Raw genomic sequence first — 21,774 nt, 5'->3', positions numbered from 1 at the left:
GCGATTGCGAACTTCTGCAATAATTTCTGACGTTCGTTCGTCCTCTGGCCGTGGGCCGAGTGGAACGTATCGGGAGGCGCATGGGTCCAGAGGTGTGGTTTCGATCGGCAGGCCGACGCTTGCGGACTTCGCAGGGCGAGGTTCCCGTGGCTGACGCCGAAAGCCTGGCCGGCACGCGGGTGCGCCGGCCGCGCCGCTATTCCATGCGCACAGGACTGCTGACGCTGGTATTCGCCTGTATCACGCCCGCTTTGATCATGGCTTCGGTGGCGGTCTACGAAAGCTACGTCATCCAGAAAGAGCGGATCTTCCGCGACACGATTTTCCTGGCGCGCAATCTCACCGCGATCCTCGACCGCGAACTCACCGGCGTCGAGGCCGGCTTGCAGATGCTGGCCTCGTCCCCGGATCTGGTGGCTGGCGACCTGGCCGGTTTCCACCGGCGGGCGCGCGAATCCGTGCGCTTCCAGATCATCGACAGCTATGCGCTGACGGATAAGGACGGCCGTCAATTGATCAACACGTCCGTGCCGTTCGGCAACGCCTTGCCGCTGACCGGCGCGTCCACTCAACTGGCCGAGGTATTCCAGACGCGTGCGGCGGTCTTGACGGGCCTCTTCACCAGCAAGGTCAACCCGGGTCCGCTCATTGCGCTGGGCGTGCCGGTGATGCGCAACGGCGAGGTCGTCTACAGTCTCAACGTCGGCATCCTGCCCGAGCGCATCGGCAACCTGCTGGGCAGGCGGGCCTTGCCGGACGGTTGGGTGGCCGCCGTGCTGGACGACAGCGGCACCATCCTGGCGCGCACGCGCGATACCTCGAAATTCGTGGGCCAGAAGGCCGTTCCCGAGTTGGCGCGGGCGGTGCAGCAGGAAAGCGAGGGCTCGCTGGAAACCGTGACCAAGGAAGGCACACCCGTCTATACCGCCTTCAGCCGTTCGTCCTTGTCCGGCTGGACGGTCGCGGCCGGCGCGCCGATGAGTTTGCTGACCACCGACCTGTACCGCTCGATCGCCTGGATCGCTCTGGGTACTTTGCTGGCCTTCGGACTGGGCCTGCTATTGGCCTTGCGGCTTGCCAGCCGCCTGACGTCGGCCGTGCAGAGTCTGGTTGCGCCCGCGCTCGCGCTGGGCAAGGGGCACGCGGTGACGGTGCCTGGCACGCGCGTCAAGGAGGTTGCGGAAGTGGGCGGCGCGCTGGTGCAGGCCTCGCGCATGCTGGCGCATGCCCAGCATCTGGCTCACTACGATCCGCTGACCGGCCTGTGCAATCGCGTGCTCTTCAACGAACTGGTGTTGCGCGAGCTGGCGGTGGCACAGCGCAGCGGTGAATCCTTCGCCATCCTGGCGATCGACCTGGACGGCTTCAAGGCGGTCAACGACCTGCACGGCCATGCGACCGGCGACGCGGTGCTACAGGAAGCGGCGGAGCGCATGGCCGACGCCATTCGCGTATCGGACGTGGCGGCGCGGCTCGGGGGTGACGAATTCGCGGTGTTGTTGCTGGGCGCGGGCGCGGACGACGCGCGCCGTGTTGCGCAGGCGCTGGTGGAAAGCCTGTCCTTGCCGTATCCCGAGGTCAGCGTCTCGGTTTCCGCCAGCGTGGGCATCGCCGTGTATCCGCAGTCCGGCGTCGCCGTGCGCGAGCTGCTGGAACGCGCCGACATGGCGCTCTACAAGGCCAAGGGCCAGGGCAAGCGCAGGGTGGAGGTGGATCAGTGACCCGGCCCTCCGTACACCGTCAGACGTCGTGTCGCGGTGGCGCCAAGGCGGTAAGTACTTCGCCCGATTTCAGCCTGTACCGGTTCCGATCCAACGGCAACACGCGCTCCCCCTCCGTGGTGCGGAGTATGTAGCGGGCCGCGTCAGGCCGCGCCGCGTCAGGCCGGGCCGCGTCAGGCCGGGCCGCGTCAGGCCGGGGCTCGGCTCCCGGCTCTTCCGCCTTCAGGAACACTTCAATCCGGTAGAGCCGGCCCGATTCCGTGCTGGCCAGCACGTCGCTCAATCTGCGTGTGGAGATGGTCATGCGGCGCTTGCTCCTTGTTCTGCATTGTTCTGGCGGGCATTCCGGGGTGGGGCGCCGACGCTGCCGATGCCGGAGGCTGGCCGCGGCTCGCGCAGGTTTTCGCTAAACTGCCCGGCTTGGCGCCCCGAAGCGGGCAATCGGAATCGGTAATGCAACTTTCCCTGAGCCGGAACACGGCGACTTCACTGGGCTTGCTGGCGGTGCTCCTGTGGGGCACTGTCGTCGGCCTGATCCGCGGTGTCAGCGAAAGCTTCGGCCCGGTGGGCGGCGCTGCGCTGATCTATACGACGGGTTCCGCGTTCCTGGTGCTGCTGTTGGGCTTCCCGAAGCTGCGGACCTTTCCGCGCTCCTATCTCATCGTTGGCAGCCTGCTGTTCGTCGCCTACGAGATCTGCCTGTCGCTCTCTTTGGGCTACGCCGCCAATCGCGGGCAGGCGATCGAATTGGGCATCGTCAACTATCTCTGGCCCTGCTTCACCGTGATTCTCGCCATGGTCATCAATGGCCAGCGGGCCAGCGCATGGGTGGTGCCGGGCATACTGTTGTCGCTGTGCGGCATCGTCTGGGTCTTGGGTGGATCCGGCGGACTGTCCTGGGATCGCACCATCGCCAATGTCTCCAGCAATCCCCTCAGCTACGGACTGGCCTTCAGCGGCGCCATCATTTGGGCCGTCTATTGCAACGTGACCACGAGATTCGCCGACGGCAAGAATGGCGTCGCCTTGTTTTTCATGCTGACCGCGGTCGCACTTTGGATCAAGTTCCTGCTGGGCGCTGAGCCTGCCTTGACCTACACCTGGCCCGCCACGTTGGAGCTGCTGGTGACTGGCGGCGCCATGGCGGCAGGCTATGCGCTATGGAACGTGGGAATACTCAGGGGCAATCTGACCTTGCTGGCCACCGCGTCCTACTTCACTCCGGTATTTTCGACATTCTTTGCCGCCGTGTGGCTGTCGACCCGGCTGACCGCGTCGTTCTGGCAGGGCGTGGCCATGGTGACCGCGGGCTCGCTCTTGTGCTGGGCAGCGACCCGCGGCAAAGCCGCCCGGGGCGCATAGCCCCAGGCGTGTGTGCCGTAATAGAGGAGTTATTCGATCAGCACGGTCTGAGCGACCGCGTATCCGAGCGGAATCAACAAGAGTGAAGCAAATAAGGAACTGACGATCGCCGCCGAGATTTTCAGCCAGGGTTCGGACCCTGCGCTTCGAACCGTTTGAATCACCAACGCGACGATGCCCACAACCATCAAACAGCTGATTACCACTGCTACATAAGTCATGTTGTCTCCGTCCTCGCCTGATTAAAGGGGTGCGGCTGCCGCTGGGCGGTCTAGATGTTTGTATTGATTGTGCGCCTGTATTTGAGTAATAGGCCCTAGGGTTTTCCTGACGGGATATTTGGTTTGTGGCGTTTTTGCCGCGGGGTGTGCAGCATGAATTCTTGTGCGGACGCAGCATTTTCGCCCGTGTTTGCACCGACGCGTTTGCGTCGGCGCGTTTGCGCTACGATGGCGGCGTCGAACCACGCTAAAGGCCGTCCTATGCCGCAACTGCGCCCAGGCACGCGCGCCACGTTGCAAGTCAGGCAACTGATGCCGGGAGAATTCGCCTGGATCATCACCCTGTTCGATCCGGAAAGCGGCAATGTGCGCAGCACCAATTATTCGCCCAGGCGCTACGCCAGCCAGGACGAAGCTTCCATGGCGGGCAAGGCCGCCGTGATTGAATTCCTCGGTAGCGGCGGCCAGAAGGCCGCTGAACCGGGCAAGGACGTCAAGAACAAGTCCTGACCGCACCCGGTCGCGCACGCCAGCAAGCCCTCGCAAGAGGGTTTTTTTACGTCCTCGGGAACGCCGCTTGCTGGTGGGGTGGGCGGCGCATTTGGCGCCGCTCGAGGAGAAAACCATGTCCCAATCCATGCATCGGGAGCCCGGCGGGGGCGACAAGCCTGAGCCCGACGATCCCGCCTTCCCGAATAATCCGCCGCCTGACGACCCGCCGCTGGACCCGAATCGGCCTCGCAACGATCCCGACGCCATTGATCCCGTGCCGCCGCCGAACCCTCGCGCGCCGGGCACGATCGATCTGGCCTGAACGCTGCGCAAGGCGCAGGACATCATTCAAGGAGGTTTTATGCGTTCCATTTTGTTGTGGCTGCTTGGCGTGCCCATTCCCATCATTATCTTGCTGGCGCTTTTCTGGCATTGACTGCGAGATTTTCCTGCCGCGGCGGCGGATGTCGACGCGGTCGCGATGAACCATGAACAAGGAACCTATCCATGGAAAACGCATCTTCATTGAGTCAGCCGTACGCGGGTGGCGTGCCGCCGAGAGAATCCGCCGTGTCCGCTGTGTCTTGGGCCGCCGTGATCGCCGGCGCGGTCATTGCCGCAGCGCTTTCGCTGGCGCTGTTTGCCGGCGGCACGGGTCTGGGCTTCCTTTCGGTTTCGCCCTGGAGCGGCGAGGGCGTGTCGGCGCCTGCGATAGGCGTCGGCCTCATCGTGTGGCTGCTGGTGACGCAGATTGTCGCCTATGGCATAGGTGGCTACGTCACGGGGCGGCTGCGCACCAAATGGGTCGACGTGCATTCGGACGAGGTCTATTTCCGCGACACGGCGCACGGCTTTCTGGTGTGGGCGTTGAGCGCGGTCGTCAGTGCGGTGCTGTTGGGCGCGTCCATCGCGACCCTGGCTTCCGGCGTGGCGAAGGCGGGTGCTTCCGTTGCGGCGGGGGCCGGTACGGCCGCGACGGCCGCGGCTGCGGCAGGCGGGGGCGATGGAATGGCGCAGGTCCGTGGCTACTTCTCGGATGCCTTGTTGCGTCCGGAACGGCCCGATGCCGGCGCTGATCGCGGCGGAGCGAGGGATGAGGTGGCCCGCATCGTGGCGATGAGCGTGGCGCGCGGCTCCATGACGGGCGATGACCGCGACTATGTCGTGAAGGTGGTGGCTGCGCAGACCGGCATGGAGCCGGCAGCGGCGCAGCGCCGCGTCGATCAGGCCGTGCAGAACGTGAAGCAGGCCGCCGACGACGCCAGGCAAAAGGCCAAGGAGGCCGCGGACCAGGCGCGCAAGGCCGCGGCCGCATTCGCGCTGTGGGGATTCGCCTCAATGTTGATCGGCGCCTTCGTGGCCAGCCTGGCGGCGACCTGGGGCGGCAGGCGGCGTGATGCGGTGCGCTTGCCTTGATGCTGGGATGGATTGGTCAGCGCGCCCGAGCCGCAAAGCAAAAGGCCCTCGCCGAAGCGAGGGCCTTTCTTGATTCTGGTGGCGTATCCAGGACGCGGACAATGGAGCTATTGATCTGCTTTCGTGCAGGTCCAATCGGGTTGAGCGATCCGTTCAGGCTGGCGTTGCGTGTAGCCGCAGGCCCAACGCCCGCGACACCTTCAGGATGGTCGAGAAACCGGGATCACGATCCCCTGAAAGCGCCTTATAGAGGCTCTCGCGCGACAGGCCCGCATCCTTGGCCACCTGAGTCATGCCCTTGGCGCGCGCGATGTCGCCCAAGGCCTTGGCAATGAACGCGGCGTCGCCTTCGCTTTCCTCGATGCAGGCGTCAAGGTAGAGGGCCATTTCCTCTGGCGTACGCAGCCGCTCGGCGACATCGTACTCACGTGTGTTGAGTTTCATGGCGTATTGCTCCAGTGGATTCGCGTAAGCGGTCACGTTCGGCGGCAGAGGGAGCCTACTGCTGAACGTCACCACATTTGCAGCTGCTCTGCCAACGCGTAGGCAAGGTCTATATCCCGCTGTTGGTTGGATTTGTCACCCCCAACCAACAAGATGATGATTGTGCAGTCTTCGCGCTCCGTGTAGTAGACCCGATAGCCGGGTCCGACATCGATGCGCATCTCAGACACCCCTTTCTTCAGATTGCGGTGGTCACCGGGGTTACCGCGGGCCAGGCGCTGGATGCGCGCTTGAATTCGGGCGCGTCCGGATAAGTCCTTCAGCGACGATTCGAAATCGTCGTAGTTGACTGTGGTGCGAATAGCTTTCATGCGGAGCATCCATAGATCCTCACGCGAAGCTTCGGGCTGTCACTAGTGTAGCCAATGGGCTACGCTCTTTCAATCGGTATGTAAAAGCCAGCGTGATCCTCGATGGGTACGTGCATCGACCTACTGCAATCGTCATTTCTGTCAGTGCATGAGGGGGGGGCTCGAGTGCACAGAGATATGCAGGCGCCAGAACGAAAAAGCCCGGAACCACCTAGGTGGTTCCGGGCTTTGAATTCCTGGTGGCGCATCCCTGATTCGAACAGGGGACCTGCGGATTATGATTCCGCTTCCAACGTGTGCTTTATTGATGCTTTTTCTTAGCAATCAATGGCTTATCTTGAATTGGATGCGCTTTAGGTGCGCATAGCCTAGCTATGCCGTTGACACTTGGTTGACGGCTTTGCGAAGACGCTAGTTGAACAAAGCTTGGCGGCCCGCACATTGGAGGATTAGGAACCTTCCTTTAACCCTCGCCAATTCTTCATCGCTTCGAGGCGTTGTTCCAACGCTTCGACAGCAATCCCCGAGGCTATTAGGGGCCAAATGGTGCCACCATCCTCCCGCTTCCCCGCCACGAATGCGACCCACGCATCTGAGTACGCCTGCCACCTCTCATGTGAAACGTTGAAGCAGGCGAGGTCAGCATCGTCCAAGCGCAGCCTTATTGCTGTTGCAATGTCATCAACTCGAGCTTTAGCATCTGCAATCGCTTGTGCTGCTACGTCATTCATCTGAAGCTGCGTTAAAGGCGCGCCAGGCTGAAGCGTTTCAGAGATCAATTCATCAGCGGCCTTCAAGAAAGATACGCAGCTTTCTAGGCATCGCCCCACTTCTTCAAAGCCAATTTCATAGGCCGACGCCATCTCGTGACAGATGATGTGTCTAAGCTCAAACGTTCGCGCCATGTCTAGGTAGACTTGATCGGGATCCTTGAGAATAGGGAGCGTCGGCTTACCCATGACTTCATGAGCAAAGCGATCCGTGACTTTTCGTAATTCGTGTAGGAACCCGAAGCCAAGCAGGTTAGACATGATGCTATCGATGTGATCAAGCCTACTCAACGAGACGCCATGGGCCACTAACTCTCCAACGGTTATGGTTTTGCCATGGACTGCCCTGATGATTGAAAAATCAAGCTTTATTGAAGCGGCGGGCTTCTCCGCGTTGCTGAGGTACGGTTCGCCAGCATCAATAAGATCCTTGACCGCCAGTCTGAAGTACCCCTCCACGCAAGCAATTAGCGCGACTGGGAAATATCGAATAAGTTCGTGCTGCGAAGGATCGTGCTGAGAGAATGCTTGTTCGAGGGAAAACAGTCGGAGAGGTAACTCAGACATTGCAGAGCCAAAGCGCCGACGTTTTCGAACGTCTGCTATCTCTTGGATCATGTCTCGCGTGCGGCTCATGACGGGCGGGCCTATTGGTTGCGTCGAAACTGCGATATTCGCCGATGGCCTTGCCACAATCAATGGTGGATGCGCTGTTGTTCAGCGAATTTACTTCGCATTTGCTACTAGGGATGGCATTCGGCTACGCTCGCACGGTTGCCATTGTTGGTAAATTCCAATGAAACCTCGACGTTCCTTTGTAGCTAGATCTTTTCCCACTCGAGGGGACGTTACCCAAGAGATACGACCCTCGGGCCGAGCGGACGTATCTTCTTATTTGTCCTATGCACTTTTGATCCTGTATGTGCTTGCCAGTGTATCGGCTACCAAGGACCAGATGTTGTTGGTCCCGAACAATGGGGTCCAACTCCCCTTGGTTGGTGTCACCGTTTCTGTTGTTGGTTTTTATCTACTGAGCCCACTGATTGTTCTGGTGGGTCATCTGGTAACGCTGCGAAAAATTCCTCAAACATTTCCGAACATTACCCTTGTCCGGGTTCGTTCGAAATACGAGCAGCTTAACCGTAGTAGTGACTACATCATGTGTATCAGCCTGCTCTTTGCCGGGCCGATCACTCTTTTCTTCATTACCTACAGATTTGCCGCCTATCAAAGCCCGCTTCTTTTTCTTCTTCAGGTAGCTGCCCTGGTTTACGCATGCTACGCATCTGCGGTGCGCTATCAAGAGATTCTGCATAAGAATCGTCCAGTAGGTGCAATCGTTCGATGGACGTTCTGTATAGCAAGTGTCCTCTTGAGCGCGTGGGTCCTTCTCGCCGCTGACGTGATCCTCGCGCCCGCTAAGTACTCCATAACTCTTTGGCTCAAGGCGCGTACAGCTTGGTTGAGCGATGCGGACGGTGGGGCTGCACCATGGATACCGCATATTCGCATCGACCGCGCAACGCCCATCTGGACGGGAAGCGTTAAAGGCGATGACAGTCTTGCGCAGTACAGTGGAAGCGTTGACTCAGATGATCTGTTTATGACGCGTGGGGTAGCTTTGGATTTGCGTTCCAGAAATCTCAGATTCCTGGATCTCAGCCAGCAAGTCATTCCTAGAATTTGGGCTCACGGTGCCGATCTGTCAGGAGCCAACCTTTCATTTACGCGGTTGTATGGATCTGTCTTTGTTGACACTAACCTTCGCGGAGCCAATTTTGATATGGCGTCGCTGGACGGCTCGTCGTTCATGCATATGACGATCGATGGGGCGAGTTTCCGACATTCGCGATTGAGGGGCACCATCTGGGATAGCGTCGTAATCAACGACGCGGCTTTCGAGTTCGCCGAGCTTTCTCTCGCATCGCTGTATGGTGTAGAGCTCAACCGTGTCCTTATCAAGGGTTCAAACCTTACCGCCATTTCGTTTTTTGAAACCAAGGCTGAAGAACTTGCGATTGGCTACCGCGAGCCATACAAAATTGTCATGGCACGCGAGTCAGATTCGCTGATGCGGGATACTGCGCCAATTTTCGATGTGTCTCCTCAAGCTGCTTTGGCCGAAATCGCAAAGCCTTTGTGTCGGCCGAACATTGATGTTGGTTGGTCATATGCGTGGCTCAACTTTGAGCGGCTCAAAAGCATGACCCAAGATGTAGAGCCCGAGGTGGCATCCGCGTTGCGATGGCTGTTAAAGCAAGAACAATGTAAAGACCTGCCACGTCGTGAATGGCGCATTTCGGCTGATGAGGATGCTGGAGCAGGTCAATAGCCAGGGAAGGAAGGGGGTGCGCTGCCTACTAGGGTGCTAGCGGGTTCAAGCTCTTTGCTGTTTCAAGATGGTCGGGCGCCAGGTGCGCATATCGCATCGTGGTCTTTAGGTCTTGGTGACCGAGTATTCGTTGCAAGGTAAGAATATTGCCCCCTTTGATCATGAAATGGCTGGCGAACGTATGGCGGAGGACATGGGTAAGCTGTCCCATCGGCAACAGGATGTTTGCCCGCTCGACTGCTTCCTTGAATGCGCCGGTGCAACTCGTGAAGATCCCCGCTACGCTAGGGTGTCTCGCTTGATGCGCAGAAATTTCATCTTCTAGTGTTCTGACGATAGGGACTGCCCGGGCCTTTCCTGTCTTCGTACGCGCAAACTGAATCAAACCATTGCGGACCTGCTGAGGCCTTAGACCTTCCGCTTCGCTCCATCGTGCACCGGTTGACAAGCAGATCCGAGACACCAAGGCGACATGCAGATTCGTAGACCTATCAAGTTCACTGAGGAGCGTCGAGATTTGACCCGAGGTCAGATATGACAGCTCATTTTCCTGAACTTTGAACTGTCGCAGCTCTTTGAGCGGGTTGTCCCGCTTCCAGGCTCCGAGTCGGATCAGCTCGTTGAACATGGCTCGCATGTAGGCGTGCTCTCGATTCATCGTGTTCAAGGCGACGCCCGAATCTAGACGTTGAGTGCGGTACGCAGCAAACGCCTGCGCATCGAATTCACTAACGATGGGGTTCTTCAGGGACGCTATGGCTGCGCAGATTCGTTTGTACGTATCCTCTCCTGCTCGAAGCTCTTTGCCATGGTGATCGAACCAAAATCTCGCAAGCTCATCCAGCCTGCGCAAGTCCCTTTTTTCGGGCATCCATTCGGCGTCGTTGTTGGAATTTGACTTGACCCACGTCTCCCAATTTTTGGCTTCTGCCTGGGTGCGAAAAGTCTTTCGTAATCGTTTTGCACCTCTGCCGCCCGGCTGAATGTCGACCTGCCACCCTGCGTTAGTCCTCTTAATCGCCATCTGCGTATCCTAGTTTCGGGCCTTGATGGAGGACTTTGATACACGCTGAGGCGCCATCGACTTTTCCACTTCTTCTTCCATGGCGAGCTCTTCCGCACGCTGTCGGTCAATGATCTCGTCCGTATCACGGTGGTATACGCGTAGGCGTAACACGGACTCTTCCACGTGGGACCGCTGGTGCCGAAGCAATTTCTGCATCAACTGAGTGTGAGCTTCTTTGCCAAGCATCTTTGGCAGTAGGTCGCAACGAATCCATTGACCAAGCCCCATTTCGGCTTCAGCCAACTCAACGCTGGTCACTTCGCCGCCTTTCTTTTCTTGAGCATTGGCAACCATTTCATCCCAGGCGATGGTGGCTGCTTGCTGGCAGGCTTTGAAGTAATTAGCGGTGGCCTCCTGCTCATTGGTCGGCAATTCGCCCTTTGGAAGTCGACCCGGATAAGACAGGCCAGCAGGGGCTAGGTGGCCAGCATCTTCGTCGCTAATGCCTGTTACGAGCCAGAAGGCGTACTGAGGATAGGTAGTACATAGCGCTTCCAGCATTTCCAGTGTCGGGTTCTTCAGACCAGAGACAAATTGGCGCCACTTAACTGCTTTGGTGCCGGTCAGTTCTTCCAGTCGTGTCCAATGCGGCCGTCCCCTCAAAACGGCGCGGATTAGCTGACGCATCCTAAGTTCGATGTCGTACTTGACATGGCTTTTCATTGATCGTAGCATCCTAAAAAGTGTACTAAAAGTACACATAAGCGTACCGTTAGTACGTATTTTGGGCCACATAAGTGGTGGTGATGCGGATTATAGGGTTGGCAATTGATGTTGGATAGCACGCTGCAGGTGGGGATTTCTGTGTTGGCACCGCTGATGGCCGTAGACGCCTTTGCAGCGTTGATCGGCCTAGAAGCGTCGGTTGTTCGCGCTCAGGTGCATCGAGGCTATTGGCCCACGGTCAAGGTTGGAAAGCGTTTGCTGGTCAATGTAGAGGCCGTTCGGCTTAAAGCCGCTGAGCGCGGTGCGGAGTACGCGCTATGACTTGGCAAACGGTCGCTGAGGTTTTGGGCTTGAGCACTGTTTTCTCTCTGTCTGGGTCGAGCGTGGCCGGCGCTCTCGCGCCTGCTCCTTGTGGCCTTGACCGGGCTGCGAGGGATGTCTGTTCGCACGGGCAGGCGCTGAGTGACGCAGCCGCAGCCCCCGGAGCGGAGCGAGGAGGTGCGGCAGAGGCGCGAAGCGCCGCTGCCTCTTACGTACCAGTTACACGTAAAGTTGGTCTCACGGCTGAGAAAAACAACGAGAAAGCCCAGGTCTTCGCGCATGGTTCCCATCTTTATTGACTGGGTGACGATGAGACAAGATTGGCCGGAAGGAGGCTTACCCGTCCTAAATGGCGGCCATGTCGTTCGCATCGACCCTGACGGCGCGGTTGAGTGGCGAGTCGATCAGCGCCTCGAATTAGAAGGTTCATACGACAGCCAGGTGGCAATCCGATGTGATGGCCATCGTGTGGAGTTCAGCGGGAATATTTCTCGCTATAACCGCAGAGATAACCTTTTTGGCTATCAATGGCGGGAGACGATTGATCGAATTAATAATTTGCTCAATCTTTACTCAATACCGCCATTTACCAGAGGGAAATTATTCCGCTTTGCCGACACGGGCTGGACTTGGACCGGAGCACGGGCGTCTAGGATCGACGTAACTATGAACTATGCAACATTTTCATCTGAGTCGGCTCAAGCGGTTATGTCGTCGTTGGCGGGGCATCACATTGGACGGCAGAAAGGCATCTTGCGACCAGATGGGGCCACCATCGAATATGGTGCAGGAAGTAAATACGTGTACGGGAAGATATACGTGAAGGCCGTAGAGTTTGAGCGTCATGCGAATCGGAAGTCAGGCTCTCACGTCGATTCAGAGGTGGTGGATTTTTGTAGGAATTACGGAGTGCTGCGTGAGGAATTCGGGCTGAAAAGTCGATTCTTGACGCAGCGTGGACTAGCTTATTTGGGCGCTATCAATCAAGAGGAATTGAATAACGTATTTTTGGAGCTTTCTCAATTTCGGAGATTTGAAAACGTGGAATAAGAGAGTTTTGATGACTTGCCCCGCCATTTGCGCGCTACCTATGTGAGTTGGCAGCATGGGTTTCCACAAGGGCTTTCAAGAGCGACCTTTTATAGGCACCGAAGTCAACTTCTCAAGTATGGAATTGACATCTCTGTTCCCTCAAACGTGTCACGTCTACCTATTCGGGTAAAGACCGTCGAAGTTGCGGCGCTAGAAGCGCCAGACTGGTATCGACGAAAGTACGGTTAATTTTTTTCGCGCCGGAAGTCGCCAATCCGGGGTTCGCGTAAATAGGCGATAAGGATGAATTGAAATGGCCGTTGAAAAATGCAAGATCATGGGTGTCAAGTTCTTCGCCGGAAATATCGATGGGAAAAACATTGACTCCGGAAAAGTATATATCGAAGAAGCACTTGATTTCACAAAGGGCCGCGCCAAAGGCTATGCGAGTCAGGAATACAGCTTGGGTAACGCAGAAGCCGCCCAGGCCATCATGCACAACGAGTTTCCGTTCGTCGGGGAAGTCGAGTTTATGCGAGTCACGAACGGAGATGTCACAAAGAATATTGTGATGCACATCCGTCCAACTGAACGCGTTGTGGACGGAAAAAGCGCAAAGGCATGAGCTCGCGGATAACGAGGAGCGTCTTGTATGGCTGGTGAGTTTGCTTCTGTGATTATCTGCGTGCCAGCCGCGACGGGGGTGCGCGGACCATGTCCAGAGGGGCTTGTTCAGTCAGTGCAGGAAGTGTTCTTAATACCTGCGTCCGAGGCCGGTGCCATTCAAGCCTTTCTACAGCCTTTTGATGCATCGGTGGCAGGCGGATTCTTCATGTCGTCGATGGCAATCACGGTGGCGATCTGGTTCGCGGCATGGGGTGTAGGCAATGTAGTGCAAGCAGTTCGTCGTTTTTAGGCCAACCGGGGGGCCTTTTTACCCCGTTTTTTTGAGGTTCGTATGAAGATTTTCTCGAAGATTGTTGGGACGGTAGTTGCAGTGACGGCTTCGAGCGCTGCGCTGGCGCAAGAGGCCTCGACGCCTCTCGATTTTACGTCGCTGACCAGCAGCATTGATGTTAGTTCGGTGGTGAGCGCCATTATGGCCGTTGCGGCGGTCATGGTCGGTGTGCACCTCGCCTGGAAGGGCGTGCAGTTCATCATGCGCGCCGTCAAGGGGGCTTGACGAGCCGGGTAGTAGAGAAGCGGGGGGCAATTTGCCCCTCTTTTTTTATGAAATTGAATAGTTCGCATATGAGCCGAGGAAAATGATGACTCTATGGAACATGATCTTTTTCGTCTGGGGGATTGTATGCGGCTCGCTTATTGTCGTTGGATTGCGGGGCTAGCGGCGCTGATATCCGCCGCATCAGTGAGTGCACAAACTTCCGTAGTTCCATATACAGGTGGAGTCAATCTCGCCGTCAACGACGCCTTTACTTATGTCCTCAATAAACGAGGGTATGGGTCCAAAGACCCGCGAGCGTATATGACCAAGAGAAATGTGGAAAGACGGCTTACGGCGGTTGCGAATGCGACTACGGTTGGAGCCAAAATACCTTGGCTGAAACTGGCAGGGCGCTTGGCGACTCCGCTGATGGTTGGAAAGGCTGTCTGGGAATTGTGGGATGACTATCGTTGGTCAGATTTGAAAGACGACGAAAGCGGTCAGCGTTCAGTCACGGTGTCTTATCGTATCGGTAATGAAAATGGCCCTATTGGCGTCTATCCAGGAAATGCTGCGCTTTTTGAAATGGCGCCGGGCTCATACAACTTTCAACAACCAACTTCTCCATACACGATAATGACTTATCGGCGTGCAGATTTTCCTTGTCCGGAGACTGGATACTGCTCGGTTACAGGCAATGCCCCTGCATATTTCGATAGAACAATGACTACTCCGTTGGGCAATGATCAATTGCCGGTCGACAAAAAATACTGGGGAAAAGTGGCTGCGCAGAATGCGGGAGATATTCCTGATCGGTTTACCAAGGCAATTTATCGCTGGTACGGAGGCGAGCCGATTGATCTCAGTGAGCAGGTTACGCAGATTGTGGAGCTAGAGAGGGCCATTGATGATCTTCGGGAGCAGATGAGCGCTCTTGCGAAATCGAATGAGGCGATTCCGGATCATGTCTTAGCTTCTTTGATCAATCAACTTTGGATGGAAGTTTCGAGTATGGACGGCTCGTTGCCATATTCTCGTGCCAATCCCGTTCTCGCTTCCGATATTAGGGCTGCACGCGACTCTGGGTCTGGGGTTCAGCCGAAGATGGAGGACCTATTCTCAGATCCTCTAAATGATGGTTTGGTCAAGATTATTCCCGACGCTGAGGTGGGTGGTGGCGATGGTGGGGGATTGGATCCTACACCAGGTGGAGGGGTTGAAGTTGATTTTGGGCCAGATCCAAATGTGCCTGCCCCGGAATTGGAGAAAATACCCACTGCTCAAATGATTATGCAGCCAATGTTGGACTTATGGCCGGAGTTAAGAGAGGGGAAGTTTGCGACCGACCCAGGGCAATGTCCGGTAGGCAGTTTCCTACTGTTTGGGAAAGAGCACGTGATGAGCCAGCATTGCGTTCTTTTTGAAGAAAACCGAGGCTTGATAGCGGTAGCTATGGTCGCTATGTGGTCTGTCCTCTCCCTGGTGATCGTGTTGCGTGCTTGACCAAGCTGCTAGGAGGTAATCATGTTCGGCATATTGGTGTCAGCCTTATTCTCCATTTTGGGATGGCTGGTTCGGTCAATCCTGGTGAAATTTGTACTATTTTTTGGCTTGTTTTTTGTGACGACGGAGTTTATGGCAGTGTTGATTCCAAGTCTGCCGGGTTCTGACGATCTGTTTGGTGCCATCGGCTCTTTGCCGCCTTCAATGAACTATTTTATGAGTGTGTTTCAAGTGCCATTTGGGCTGTCGGTGTGCTTCAGCGCGTTGGTGACACGATTCGTTGTTCGCCGCATTCCCTTAATCGGTTAAAAGATATGGCGATTAACGCGTATACGGGGCTTATGGGTACAGGGAAGTCATATGAGGTGACTCTCAACGTGGTTCTGCCTGCAATTCTAAACGGACGTCGCGTAGTGACGAATATCGATGGGGTCGATGAAGAAAAAATACACGATTATTTGAAATCAAAAAACCCGAAGCATGAGGGTGAGTTTGGAAAGATCGTTCATATTCGGAATGAAGATGTTGAGCGACCGGGCTTCTTTCCAAGAGAGGATGGCGATTCAATAGTGCATCCTGGTGATTTGGTGGTGATTGATGAGGCTTGGATTTTTTGGGCGACAGGGAAGAAATTAAGTCATGAGCACATGAGTTTTTTTCGTCTCCATAGACATTACGCGCACGCTGAGAGTGGAGTGACGTGCGACTTAGTGGTGATTTTTCAAGCCATAAGTGATGTGCATCGTTCATTGCGAAATGTTGTGGAAGTGAATTTTCGAACGACGAAGCTTAAAACACTGGGTCTTGCTCGGTCCTACCGGATTGAGTGGTGGGACGGCGGTAAGCAGACGAAGGCGGCGTCCTTGGGTTTTAGAGTTACTCGCTACGTGCCTGCCGTGTTTCCGCTCTATAACAGCTATAACGGTTCGGCTGGTATCGAGTTATCAGTCGATTCGCGACAGAATATTTTCAATAATCCTAGATTGTGGATGTATGCCGTTGGGCTGTTCATAGTTGCTGGATACTCGGTATGGTGGCTATGGACTTTTTTTCATCCGAAACCGGATGGGCCTAAGGGTACTGAGCCTTCGTCTTCTGTTGTCTCTGGACGTCAGGTGAAGGAAGGCTCATTTACGAAGGATGTCAGTTCAACCGTGACGGAGCGTCGCATTGGAGGAGCAGTGACGTTGCCCGGTGAGAAATTGATCGTGGTTGTAGATCGCTTAGGGAGGTTTAGTTATGACACCACCTACGAATATAGTGGGACAGGTATTTTTTTGGTGGGACAGCATAAGGCCAAAAGAATTGATGCCTCTCCCTTCGCAGACTGATGTTCTTGAAAGATGAGTTCGCTATGAAACTCTGGTTCGTAATAATTATTGCCTTGCTGTGCGGTCCTGCGTGGACTCAGCCTCTTCCTGGCGTTGATCCAAAGGTTGGCCCCATTGCAGGGAGGGTCTACGTTGATCCAGAGCGTTGGAATACGGCAAGGTCAGCTCAGTTTGAGAATGTTGATCAGCTATTAGGCTCTCTCGATTCTAAGACGAATAATTTTCCCGGTGTGGGATTCGATCTGACATCCGTGCCGCTGTCGGAAGTGATCCAACTGTACTTTTCGGAGGTTGCTCGGGCACCATATGTCATCTGCTCAGAGGTTCTTTCTGACAAACGATTCGTAAGCCTGCGTGCGACTGGAAAAGCCTTGGATAGAGCGATGATGATTGCTCTCTTGGACACGAATGGATTGGCGTTAAACACCGTTGCTGGAATTGCTACCGTCTGCCTGAAACCACCCCAGTTGACTGAAGAACAGAAGGCGGCGAGAAATGGTAAGGTCTTCAGCTATCAGCCTAAGTATCGTTCAGTGGCCGATCTGATTAGAGTGGCGACGCCGTTGGTTGTGGGCGTCTTTGCAAACGGAAACACCGGAGAAGGAAATTCCCTGTCAATGTTGGGAGGGCGTAGTTCGTCTGCGACTACAACGCTTCCCACCCGCGAGATCGATGAGGTCTTGGTCTTTAGTGGGAATGAAAGGCAGATCGCAAGGTTGAAGGAGATTATGGCTGCCTTGGATGTTCCGTCTTCTTCGGTCATAGTTAGAGCCGTGCTCTACGAAGTGTCCGATTCAGCTATGGAGGCCTCGGCACTAAAAGTCATTGCAGACTTGGTGAATGGTAAGGTGGGTGTTTCGATCGGTGGTGCGGGGCTTTCTGGAAATAGCTTATCCATCTCGTCAACGAGTCTCGACTTCGTGGCGTCGATGATTTCAGAAGACTCTCGGTTCAAGATCTTGACCAGGCCATTCTTGCGTGTTCAGAATGGCAAGTCAGCGCGATTTCAAGTTGGCCAGGATGTGCCAGTTGTGGGGGAAATCTTGTTCAACCCAAACGGGCAGTCAGCCCAGAGCTTCAAGTATGTGAGTTCGGGAGTAATTTTTGAGGTCGCCGCCCATATTAGAGAAAACGCTATCAGTTTGGATATTGTCCAGACAGTTTCGAACTTCGTGAAGACCACGGTTGGAAATTCTGAGAACCCTACGGCGAACAAAAGGGAGATTTCAACATCGTTGACCCTGGGCGATGGGGAGATTGTGATCCTGGGGGGATTGAGCGATGAGCAGCGCGAACGCTCGGCACAAGGACTGTTTGGATGGAATTTCGCGAAATCGGAGGGTACGCGCAATAGTCAACTGGTCCTGGTATTACAGGCACAACGGGTGTGAGCGGCTAAGGATTGTGCGAACGCATTACCGATTGCACAATGTGGTCTGGTCAGCTCCCTGACAAGACTCCTGAAGGAGAGGGATATGAATTGGACGTTGGTTTTTGCCTGCGCGCTGTTGTTGCTGTGCGCTCTGATAGTTGCGACGCCAGCGGTCTATCGCACATTGCGCGAGGTGGTGGCAAAGGGCGAATGGCCGCAGCGCTCCGCACTTCCTGGGCCAAGGGGGCGTCGCGGCAGGATTCGCATGTCTAAAGCTGATCAGGAGGCGTTCGCACGGGCGCTTATCGATCCCCCCGAGCCTAACGCAGCGCTAAAAAGGGCATTCAAACGCCGTAACGAGCTTTTGAAGCGCTCAAATGGATCTGATAGCTAAGTCCGGTGAATTGCCTAAGCCATCGCATGCGCCACGGCTTTGATGGCATGCTAAGTTAGGATCTGATCAGCGCATGCTGAACAACGCATCAGACTGGGGCGCGAACAAGAGGGTGATCGAAGTTCAACGGAAGGGGGGTATCAATTCCCCGACATCGTTCAAGATACCTGCCCGCTTCGCAATTTCGACAGCTTTTTCCCGGGAACGAGTCAGGTATGGATTGGCTGGCTTAACGATCACGAGAGCGGTATAGGTGCCGACTTTCGACTTCGCCTTTTCTTTCATCGGCTCGGTAGCTGGCTGGTCGTGATCGGTTTTTGTAGTGCGATCTCGGCTCGCTTCGACGTTCGCGGGCGGCTCGCCTTTGGGTCTAGTAGGGCGCGTATCGATCACAAAGCGAATGATCTTTGCTCCGTCCGGACGGGTGGAGGTTCGTTTGCGTATCGTGGCCATGCATTGATTTTCGCACCAGCAGAGATTGACCGATAGTGCTGAGAGCCGACCCTGCAATGGGGCTCTGCCTATTGAGGTCTATGTAGTGGGCATGGCATGACTTAGGACGACCATTAGAACCGCCGTTGACACTTCGTCGACAGTCTTCCGGCAAAAACAAAAACGCCACCTTGGTGGGTGGCGTTAATGCCCTGATTTAACAGGAGAATTCTGGTGGCGCATCCCTGATTCGAACAGGGGACCTGCGGATTATGATTCCGTCGCTCTAACCGGCTGAGCTAATGCGCCATTTCGATCAATCTCTGAATTTGCGTCACATCTGTGTCGCAATCAGTGATCAACGAAGAACGAAATTCTAGCATGAAATTTTTGGCGTGCGCAAGCGGCCAGGACTCGAATTTCAAGCAAACACTTCAGGCATCCCGCGCCAGCCGGATCCCGGAGAACTGCCAGCGGGCTTCGGGCGGGAAAAAATTGCGGTAGCTGGGGCGGATATGGTCCCTGGGCGTGGCGCAGGAGCCGCCCCGCAACACATACTGATTGCACATGAACTTGCCGTTGTATTCGCCCACCGCGCCGCTGTCGGGCTTGAAGCCGGGGTAAGCGTCGTAGGCGCTGGAAGTCCATTCCCAGGCATCGCCGAACAGTTGCACGGGGCCGCCCGACCCATTGCGCGCGGGGGCGGGACGCGTGTCCAGGTGGCCGTTTTCCAGCATGTTGGCGCGTGTGGTCAGCGCGCCTTCGGGCAGTTGGCGGGCGGCATGTTCCCATTCCGCTTCGCGCGGCAGCCGCACGCGCGCCCAGCGCGCGTAGGCATCGGCTTCGAAGTAGCTGATGTGCGTCACCGGGGCCTGCAGCTCCAGTTCCTGCATGCCGCGCAGCGTGAAGACGCGCCAGTCGTCGCGCTGTCCTTCCCAGTAGAGCGGCGCGCGCCAGCCTTCGGCGCAGGCCAGGTCCCAACCCAGCGACAGCCAGAGCTCGGGGCGCTTGTAGCCGCCGTCGCGGATGAAGGCCAGGTACTCGTGCTGGGTCACCAGCCGGTCGGCCAGATGGAACGGGGCCAGCAGCACGTCATGGGCGGGGCCTTCGTTGTCGAAACCGAAGCCGTTGCCATCATGGCCGATGCGGGCGATGCCGCCGGCGTAGCGGGTCCAGCCGGCGGGCGTGGCAGGCGGCAGCGCAGGCGTGCCGGGCGCCACGTAGACGGGCTTGAGCGGATTGGCCGACAGCATGTGCTTCAGGTCGGTCAGGATCAGTTCCTGGTGCTGCTGCTCGTGATTCAGGCCCAGTTCCAGCAAGGCGTCGAAGGCGGGGTCGTTGCCGCCCAGGCGCGAGATCAGCTCATGCATGGCGCCGTCCACATGGCGGCGGTAATGCTGCACCTCCGTCAGCGCGGGACGCGACAGCAGGCCGCGGCGCGGACGCGGATGCTTGGCGCCGACGGCGTTGTAGTAGGAGTTGAACAGCATGCGGTACTGCGGATGGAAGACTGAATAGGACGGATGAAAGCGCGCCAGCAGAAAGGTCTCGAAGAACCAGGTCGTGTGGGCCAGATGCCATTTGACCGGGCTGCAGTCCGGCATGGATTGCACCTGGCAATCCTCGGGGCTCAGGGGGGCGGCCAGGGCCGTGCTGGTCGAGCGCACGGCGTCGTAGCGGTCGTGCTGCCCCGCCTGGCCGGCAGCGTAAGGTCCGGTGGCGGGGTGAGTCAGCAGGCACGCAGGTTCCATGGCGATCCTCCAGTGGCGTTGAGGGTGGGCCGCGCTTTACGCGCGGGCGCTGAAAATCGAAAACCAGCCGCGGGAATCCGACCAGTGCGCGACGTCGCGGTAGCCGGCGCTTTGCAGCAGGTCGGCGAACGCTGGCGGGGTGAACTTGTAGGAGTTTTCGGTGTGGATGCGTTCGCCGGCGCTGAATGCGCGCGCGCCGCCGGGCCAGGCCACGCGCACCGCGCGCCGCGCTTCCAGGTGCATTTCGATGCGCGAGCTGGCGCTGTTGAACAGCGCCACGTGGCGCCAGTCGTCCACCTCGAAATCGGCGTCCAGCACGCTGTTCACGTGCCGCAGCAGGTTCAGGTTGAAGGCCGCGGTCAGGTGCAGCGCGTCGTCGTAGGCGGGCTCCAGCACCTGCTTGGGCTTGACACGGTCCACCCCCACCAGCAGCCCGCCGCCCGCACATTGTTCGCGGATCCGCCGCAGCATGGCATGCGCGTCCTCGGGACTGAGATTGCCGATGCTGGAGCCGGGGTAGAAGAACAGCCGCTGTTCGGCCGGCACGCTGGCGGGCAGGGCCAGCGCGTGGGTGAAGTCCTGGCCGATGGCGGTGATCTGCAGATCGGGATACGACAGCTGCAGGCGGCGCACCGCGGCTTGCAGGTAATCGGCCGAGATGTCGATGGGCACGTAATGGCGCGGGCGCAGGCTGGGGAACAGGCGTTCGGCCTTGACGCAATCGCCCGCGCCCAGGTCTATCATCGACAGCACCGGGCCGATGTGGCGCGCGATGTCGGCGCCGTGGCGCTGGAAGATCTCCGACTCGCAGCGCGTCGGATAGTACTCCGGCAACTGCGTGATGGCGGTGAAGAGCGCCGAGCCCAGCGCGTCATAGAGGAACTTGGGATCGATGTGCGCGTGACGCGCCAGCAAGCCATCGCGCAATTCGACTTGCTCGGCGCTGGCAGGCTGCGGTTCTTGCGCGATGAACTTCGGCGCGGCGGGGGCAAACAGTGCGGAAGGCGAGACCATGCGTCCTGTTCCTTTTCTGTCGCCGGGCCACCCCTGGCGGACACGTCCCCAATGGGACGGCAAGCGCTTGGGATGCACGGCGTTGGGAGGCCCAGACCAGGCGGTTCTGGCGCATTGCAAAGGTCTATTGTGGCCGCCAGGGCAGGGCCGGTGTCAAGCGCCAAGCCGCTGAATGCAATGGACTTTTACGAATTCGAAATAGGAGTGAGAATGCCTGCGCCTACGTCCGGGCGTGGTCGTCCGACACGTTTGCTTGCATTGAAATATCGGTTTACGGCTGGTTGCCAAAGCTCTGGCGGGGGCGGCAGATGATGGTCACAATGGGGCCACGCAATGCGCAGCCCCGTCCGGGAACGCGGCATGCTGCATTGCGTCAGGCGGCCCGACTCCGCGAGGCCCACAACGACAAGGAGCGACGATGAACCGTAAGCACCAACGCGCCGAAATGGCCCTGCACCGTGAACGGGTGAGCGACAGCTTCCATGAACTGCTCGCCGGTACGGAAGACCTCCTGCGGTCGACGGCTACGTACACAGGCTCCGAGATCGAGGCGGCACGCGCGCGCCTGAAGCGCCAGGTGGCCGAGGCGCGCGAGTCC

General features: G+C 57.3%; 27 protein-coding genes, 1 tRNA gene and 1 pseudogene. 18 read left to right on the top strand and 11 right to left on the bottom strand.

Annotated features, from left to right (window positions below; all coding sequences use genetic code 11):
• Positions 1–146 precede the first annotated feature (146 nt).
• Positions 147–1,721, top strand: coding sequence for a sensor domain-containing diguanylate cyclase (locus VIR09_RS08530; protein ID WP_332012480.1), 1,575 nt, complete (start codon positions 147–149; stop codon positions 1,719–1,721).
• Positions 1,722–1,740: 19 nt separating this feature from the next.
• Here the strand turns inward: VIR09_RS08530 and VIR09_RS08525 are convergent, their stop codons facing one another.
• A complete protein-coding gene (locus tag VIR09_RS08525; RefSeq protein ID WP_332012479.1) occupies positions 1,741–2,025 on the bottom strand; it encodes a 6-phosphofructokinase in 285 nt (94 codons plus the stop codon).
• 149 nt (positions 2,026–2,174) lie between these two features.
• Between VIR09_RS08525 and yddG the strand changes: the two genes are divergently transcribed.
• A complete protein-coding gene (gene yddG, locus VIR09_RS08520; RefSeq protein ID WP_332012478.1) occupies positions 2,175–3,083 on the top strand; it encodes an aromatic amino acid DMT transporter YddG in 909 nt (302 codons plus the stop codon).
• A 29-nt stretch (positions 3,084–3,112) separates the two neighbouring features.
• Here yddG and VIR09_RS08515 read toward each other — a convergent pair whose 3' ends face one another.
• Positions 3,113–3,304, bottom strand: coding sequence for a hypothetical protein (locus VIR09_RS08515; protein ID WP_175208265.1), 192 nt, complete (start codon positions 3,302–3,304; stop codon positions 3,113–3,115).
• Between the two features lie 261 nt (positions 3,305–3,565).
• Here VIR09_RS08515 and VIR09_RS08510 point away from each other — a divergent pair, with 261 nt between their 5' ends.
• The 3 genes from VIR09_RS08510 (at position 3,566) to VIR09_RS08500 (ending at position 5,212) form a co-directional block, all read left to right on the top strand.
• Positions 3,566–3,814, top strand: coding sequence for a hypothetical protein (locus VIR09_RS08510; protein WP_332012477.1), 249 nt, complete (start codon positions 3,566–3,568; stop codon positions 3,812–3,814).
• A 115-nt stretch (positions 3,815–3,929) separates the two neighbouring features.
• Positions 3,930–4,118, top strand: a complete 189-nt coding sequence (locus tag VIR09_RS08505; RefSeq protein ID WP_332012476.1) for a hypothetical protein — start codon at positions 3,930–3,932, stop codon at positions 4,116–4,118.
• Positions 4,119–4,303: 185 nt separating this feature from the next.
• Positions 4,304–5,212, top strand: a complete 909-nt coding sequence (locus tag VIR09_RS08500; RefSeq protein ID WP_332012475.1) for a hypothetical protein — start codon at positions 4,304–4,306, stop codon at positions 5,210–5,212.
• Positions 5,213–5,365: 153 nt separating this feature from the next.
• On the opposite strand, the gene VIR09_RS08495 is transcribed toward VIR09_RS08500, so the two are convergent.
• The 3 genes from VIR09_RS08495 to VIR09_RS08485 form a co-directional block, all read right to left on the bottom strand.
• Positions 5,366–5,656, bottom strand: coding sequence for an addiction module antidote protein (locus tag VIR09_RS08495; RefSeq protein ID WP_332012474.1), 291 nt, complete (start codon positions 5,654–5,656; stop codon positions 5,366–5,368).
• Between the two features lie 68 nt (positions 5,657–5,724).
• The gene (locus VIR09_RS08490) at positions 5,725–6,027 is read right to left on the bottom strand and encodes a type II toxin-antitoxin system RelE/ParE family toxin (RefSeq protein WP_332012473.1); all 303 of its coding nucleotides are present in this window, start codon (positions 6,025–6,027) and stop codon (positions 5,725–5,727) included.
• A 449-nt stretch (positions 6,028–6,476) separates the two neighbouring features.
• Positions 6,477–7,415: a lysozyme inhibitor LprI family protein gene (locus VIR09_RS08485; protein ID WP_332012472.1), complete on the bottom strand. Its 939-nt coding sequence runs from the start codon at positions 7,413–7,415 to the stop codon at positions 6,477–6,479.
• 277 nt (positions 7,416–7,692) lie between these two features.
• Here VIR09_RS08485 and VIR09_RS08480 point away from each other — a divergent pair, with 277 nt between their 5' ends.
• Entirely contained in the window at positions 7,693–9,129 is a 1,437-nt protein-coding gene (locus VIR09_RS08480; RefSeq protein WP_332012471.1) for a pentapeptide repeat-containing protein, read from the top strand.
• Between the two features lie 28 nt (positions 9,130–9,157).
• On the opposite strand, the gene VIR09_RS08475 is transcribed toward VIR09_RS08480, so the two are convergent.
• Positions 9,158–10,153: a phage integrase gene (locus tag VIR09_RS08475; RefSeq protein WP_332012470.1), complete on the bottom strand. Its 996-nt coding sequence runs from the start codon at positions 10,151–10,153 to the stop codon at positions 9,158–9,160.
• 9 nt (positions 10,154–10,162) lie between these two features.
• A complete protein-coding gene (locus VIR09_RS08470) occupies positions 10,163–10,858 on the bottom strand; it encodes a hypothetical protein (protein ID WP_332012469.1) in 696 nt (231 codons plus the stop codon).
• A gap of 108 nt (positions 10,859–10,966) precedes the next feature.
• Between VIR09_RS08470 and VIR09_RS08465 the strand changes: the two genes are divergently transcribed.
• From VIR09_RS08465 to VIR09_RS08420, 11 genes are all read left to right on the top strand, one after another.
• Positions 10,967–11,182: a hypothetical protein gene (locus VIR09_RS08465; RefSeq protein WP_088148933.1), complete on the top strand. Its 216-nt coding sequence runs from the start codon at positions 10,967–10,969 to the stop codon at positions 11,180–11,182.
• Positions 11,183–11,461: 279 nt separating this feature from the next.
• Entirely contained in the window at positions 11,462–12,232 is a 771-nt protein-coding gene (locus VIR09_RS08460) for a phage/plasmid replication domain-containing protein (RefSeq protein WP_332012468.1), read from the top strand.
• Between the two features lie 42 nt (positions 12,233–12,274).
• A complete protein-coding gene (locus VIR09_RS31580; protein WP_414639405.1) occupies positions 12,275–12,463 on the top strand; it encodes a phage/plasmid replication domain-containing protein in 189 nt (62 codons plus the stop codon).
• A 64-nt stretch (positions 12,464–12,527) separates the two neighbouring features.
• On the top strand, positions 12,528–12,839 hold the full coding sequence (locus VIR09_RS08455) for a hypothetical protein (RefSeq protein ID WP_332012467.1): 312 nt from the start codon (positions 12,528–12,530) through the stop codon (positions 12,837–12,839).
• A 27-nt stretch (positions 12,840–12,866) separates the two neighbouring features.
• On the top strand, positions 12,867–13,130 hold the full coding sequence (locus VIR09_RS08450; protein WP_332012466.1) for a hypothetical protein: 264 nt from the start codon (positions 12,867–12,869) through the stop codon (positions 13,128–13,130).
• 42 nt (positions 13,131–13,172) lie between these two features.
• Positions 13,173–13,397 (top strand): hypothetical protein, encoded by a 225-nt coding sequence (locus VIR09_RS08445; RefSeq protein ID WP_332012465.1) that lies wholly within the window; start codon positions 13,173–13,175, stop codon positions 13,395–13,397.
• 93 nt (positions 13,398–13,490) lie between these two features.
• On the top strand, positions 13,491–14,882 hold the full coding sequence (locus tag VIR09_RS08440; protein WP_332012464.1) for a hypothetical protein: 1,392 nt from the start codon (positions 13,491–13,493) through the stop codon (positions 14,880–14,882).
• 21 nt (positions 14,883–14,903) lie between these two features.
• Entirely contained in the window at positions 14,904–15,191 is a 288-nt protein-coding gene (locus tag VIR09_RS08435) for a DUF2523 family protein (RefSeq protein ID WP_332012463.1), read from the top strand.
• Between the two features lie 5 nt (positions 15,192–15,196).
• Positions 15,197–16,213 (top strand): zonular occludens toxin domain-containing protein, encoded by a 1,017-nt coding sequence (locus VIR09_RS08430; protein ID WP_332012462.1) that lies wholly within the window; start codon positions 15,197–15,199, stop codon positions 16,211–16,213.
• Between the two features lie 23 nt (positions 16,214–16,236).
• Positions 16,237–17,604 (top strand): hypothetical protein, encoded by a 1,368-nt coding sequence (locus VIR09_RS08425; RefSeq protein WP_332012461.1) that lies wholly within the window; start codon positions 16,237–16,239, stop codon positions 17,602–17,604.
• Between the two features lie 84 nt (positions 17,605–17,688).
• Positions 17,689–17,979: a DUF1778 domain-containing protein gene (locus tag VIR09_RS08420; protein WP_332012460.1), complete on the top strand. Its 291-nt coding sequence runs from the start codon at positions 17,689–17,691 to the stop codon at positions 17,977–17,979.
• A 123-nt stretch (positions 17,980–18,102) separates the two neighbouring features.
• Here the strand turns inward: VIR09_RS08420 and VIR09_RS08415 are convergent, their stop codons facing one another.
• The 4 genes from VIR09_RS08415 to egtD all read right to left on the bottom strand — a co-directional run bounded on the left by VIR09_RS08415 (position 18,103) and on the right by egtD (position 21,176).
• Entirely contained in the window at positions 18,103–18,432 is a 330-nt protein-coding gene (locus VIR09_RS08415; protein WP_332012459.1) for a hypothetical protein, read from the bottom strand.
• 211 nt (positions 18,433–18,643) lie between these two features.
• Positions 18,644–18,720 (bottom strand) — tRNA-Met (locus VIR09_RS08410).
• 125 nt (positions 18,721–18,845) lie between these two features.
• Positions 18,846–20,162 (bottom strand): ergothioneine biosynthesis protein EgtB, encoded by a 1,317-nt coding sequence (egtB, locus tag VIR09_RS08405; protein ID WP_332012458.1) that lies wholly within the window; start codon positions 20,160–20,162, stop codon positions 18,846–18,848.
• Between the two features lie 36 nt (positions 20,163–20,198).
• Positions 20,199–21,176, bottom strand: a complete 978-nt coding sequence (gene egtD / locus VIR09_RS08400) for an L-histidine N(alpha)-methyltransferase (RefSeq protein WP_332012457.1) — start codon at positions 21,174–21,176, stop codon at positions 20,199–20,201.
• Positions 21,177–21,594: 418 nt separating this feature from the next.
• Here egtD and VIR09_RS08395 point away from each other — a divergent pair.
• Positions 21,595–21,774 (top strand): annotated as a pseudogene (locus VIR09_RS08395) (DUF883 family protein); the annotation flags it as partial.

The sequence above is a fragment of the Achromobacter sp. genome (genome assembly GCF_036567245.1).
Lineage (GTDB): Bacteria > Pseudomonadota > Gammaproteobacteria > Burkholderiales > Burkholderiaceae_B > Achromobacter.
Note: the sequence above shows the minus strand (reverse complement) of the source record. Positions and strands in the feature narration are given on the sequence as shown.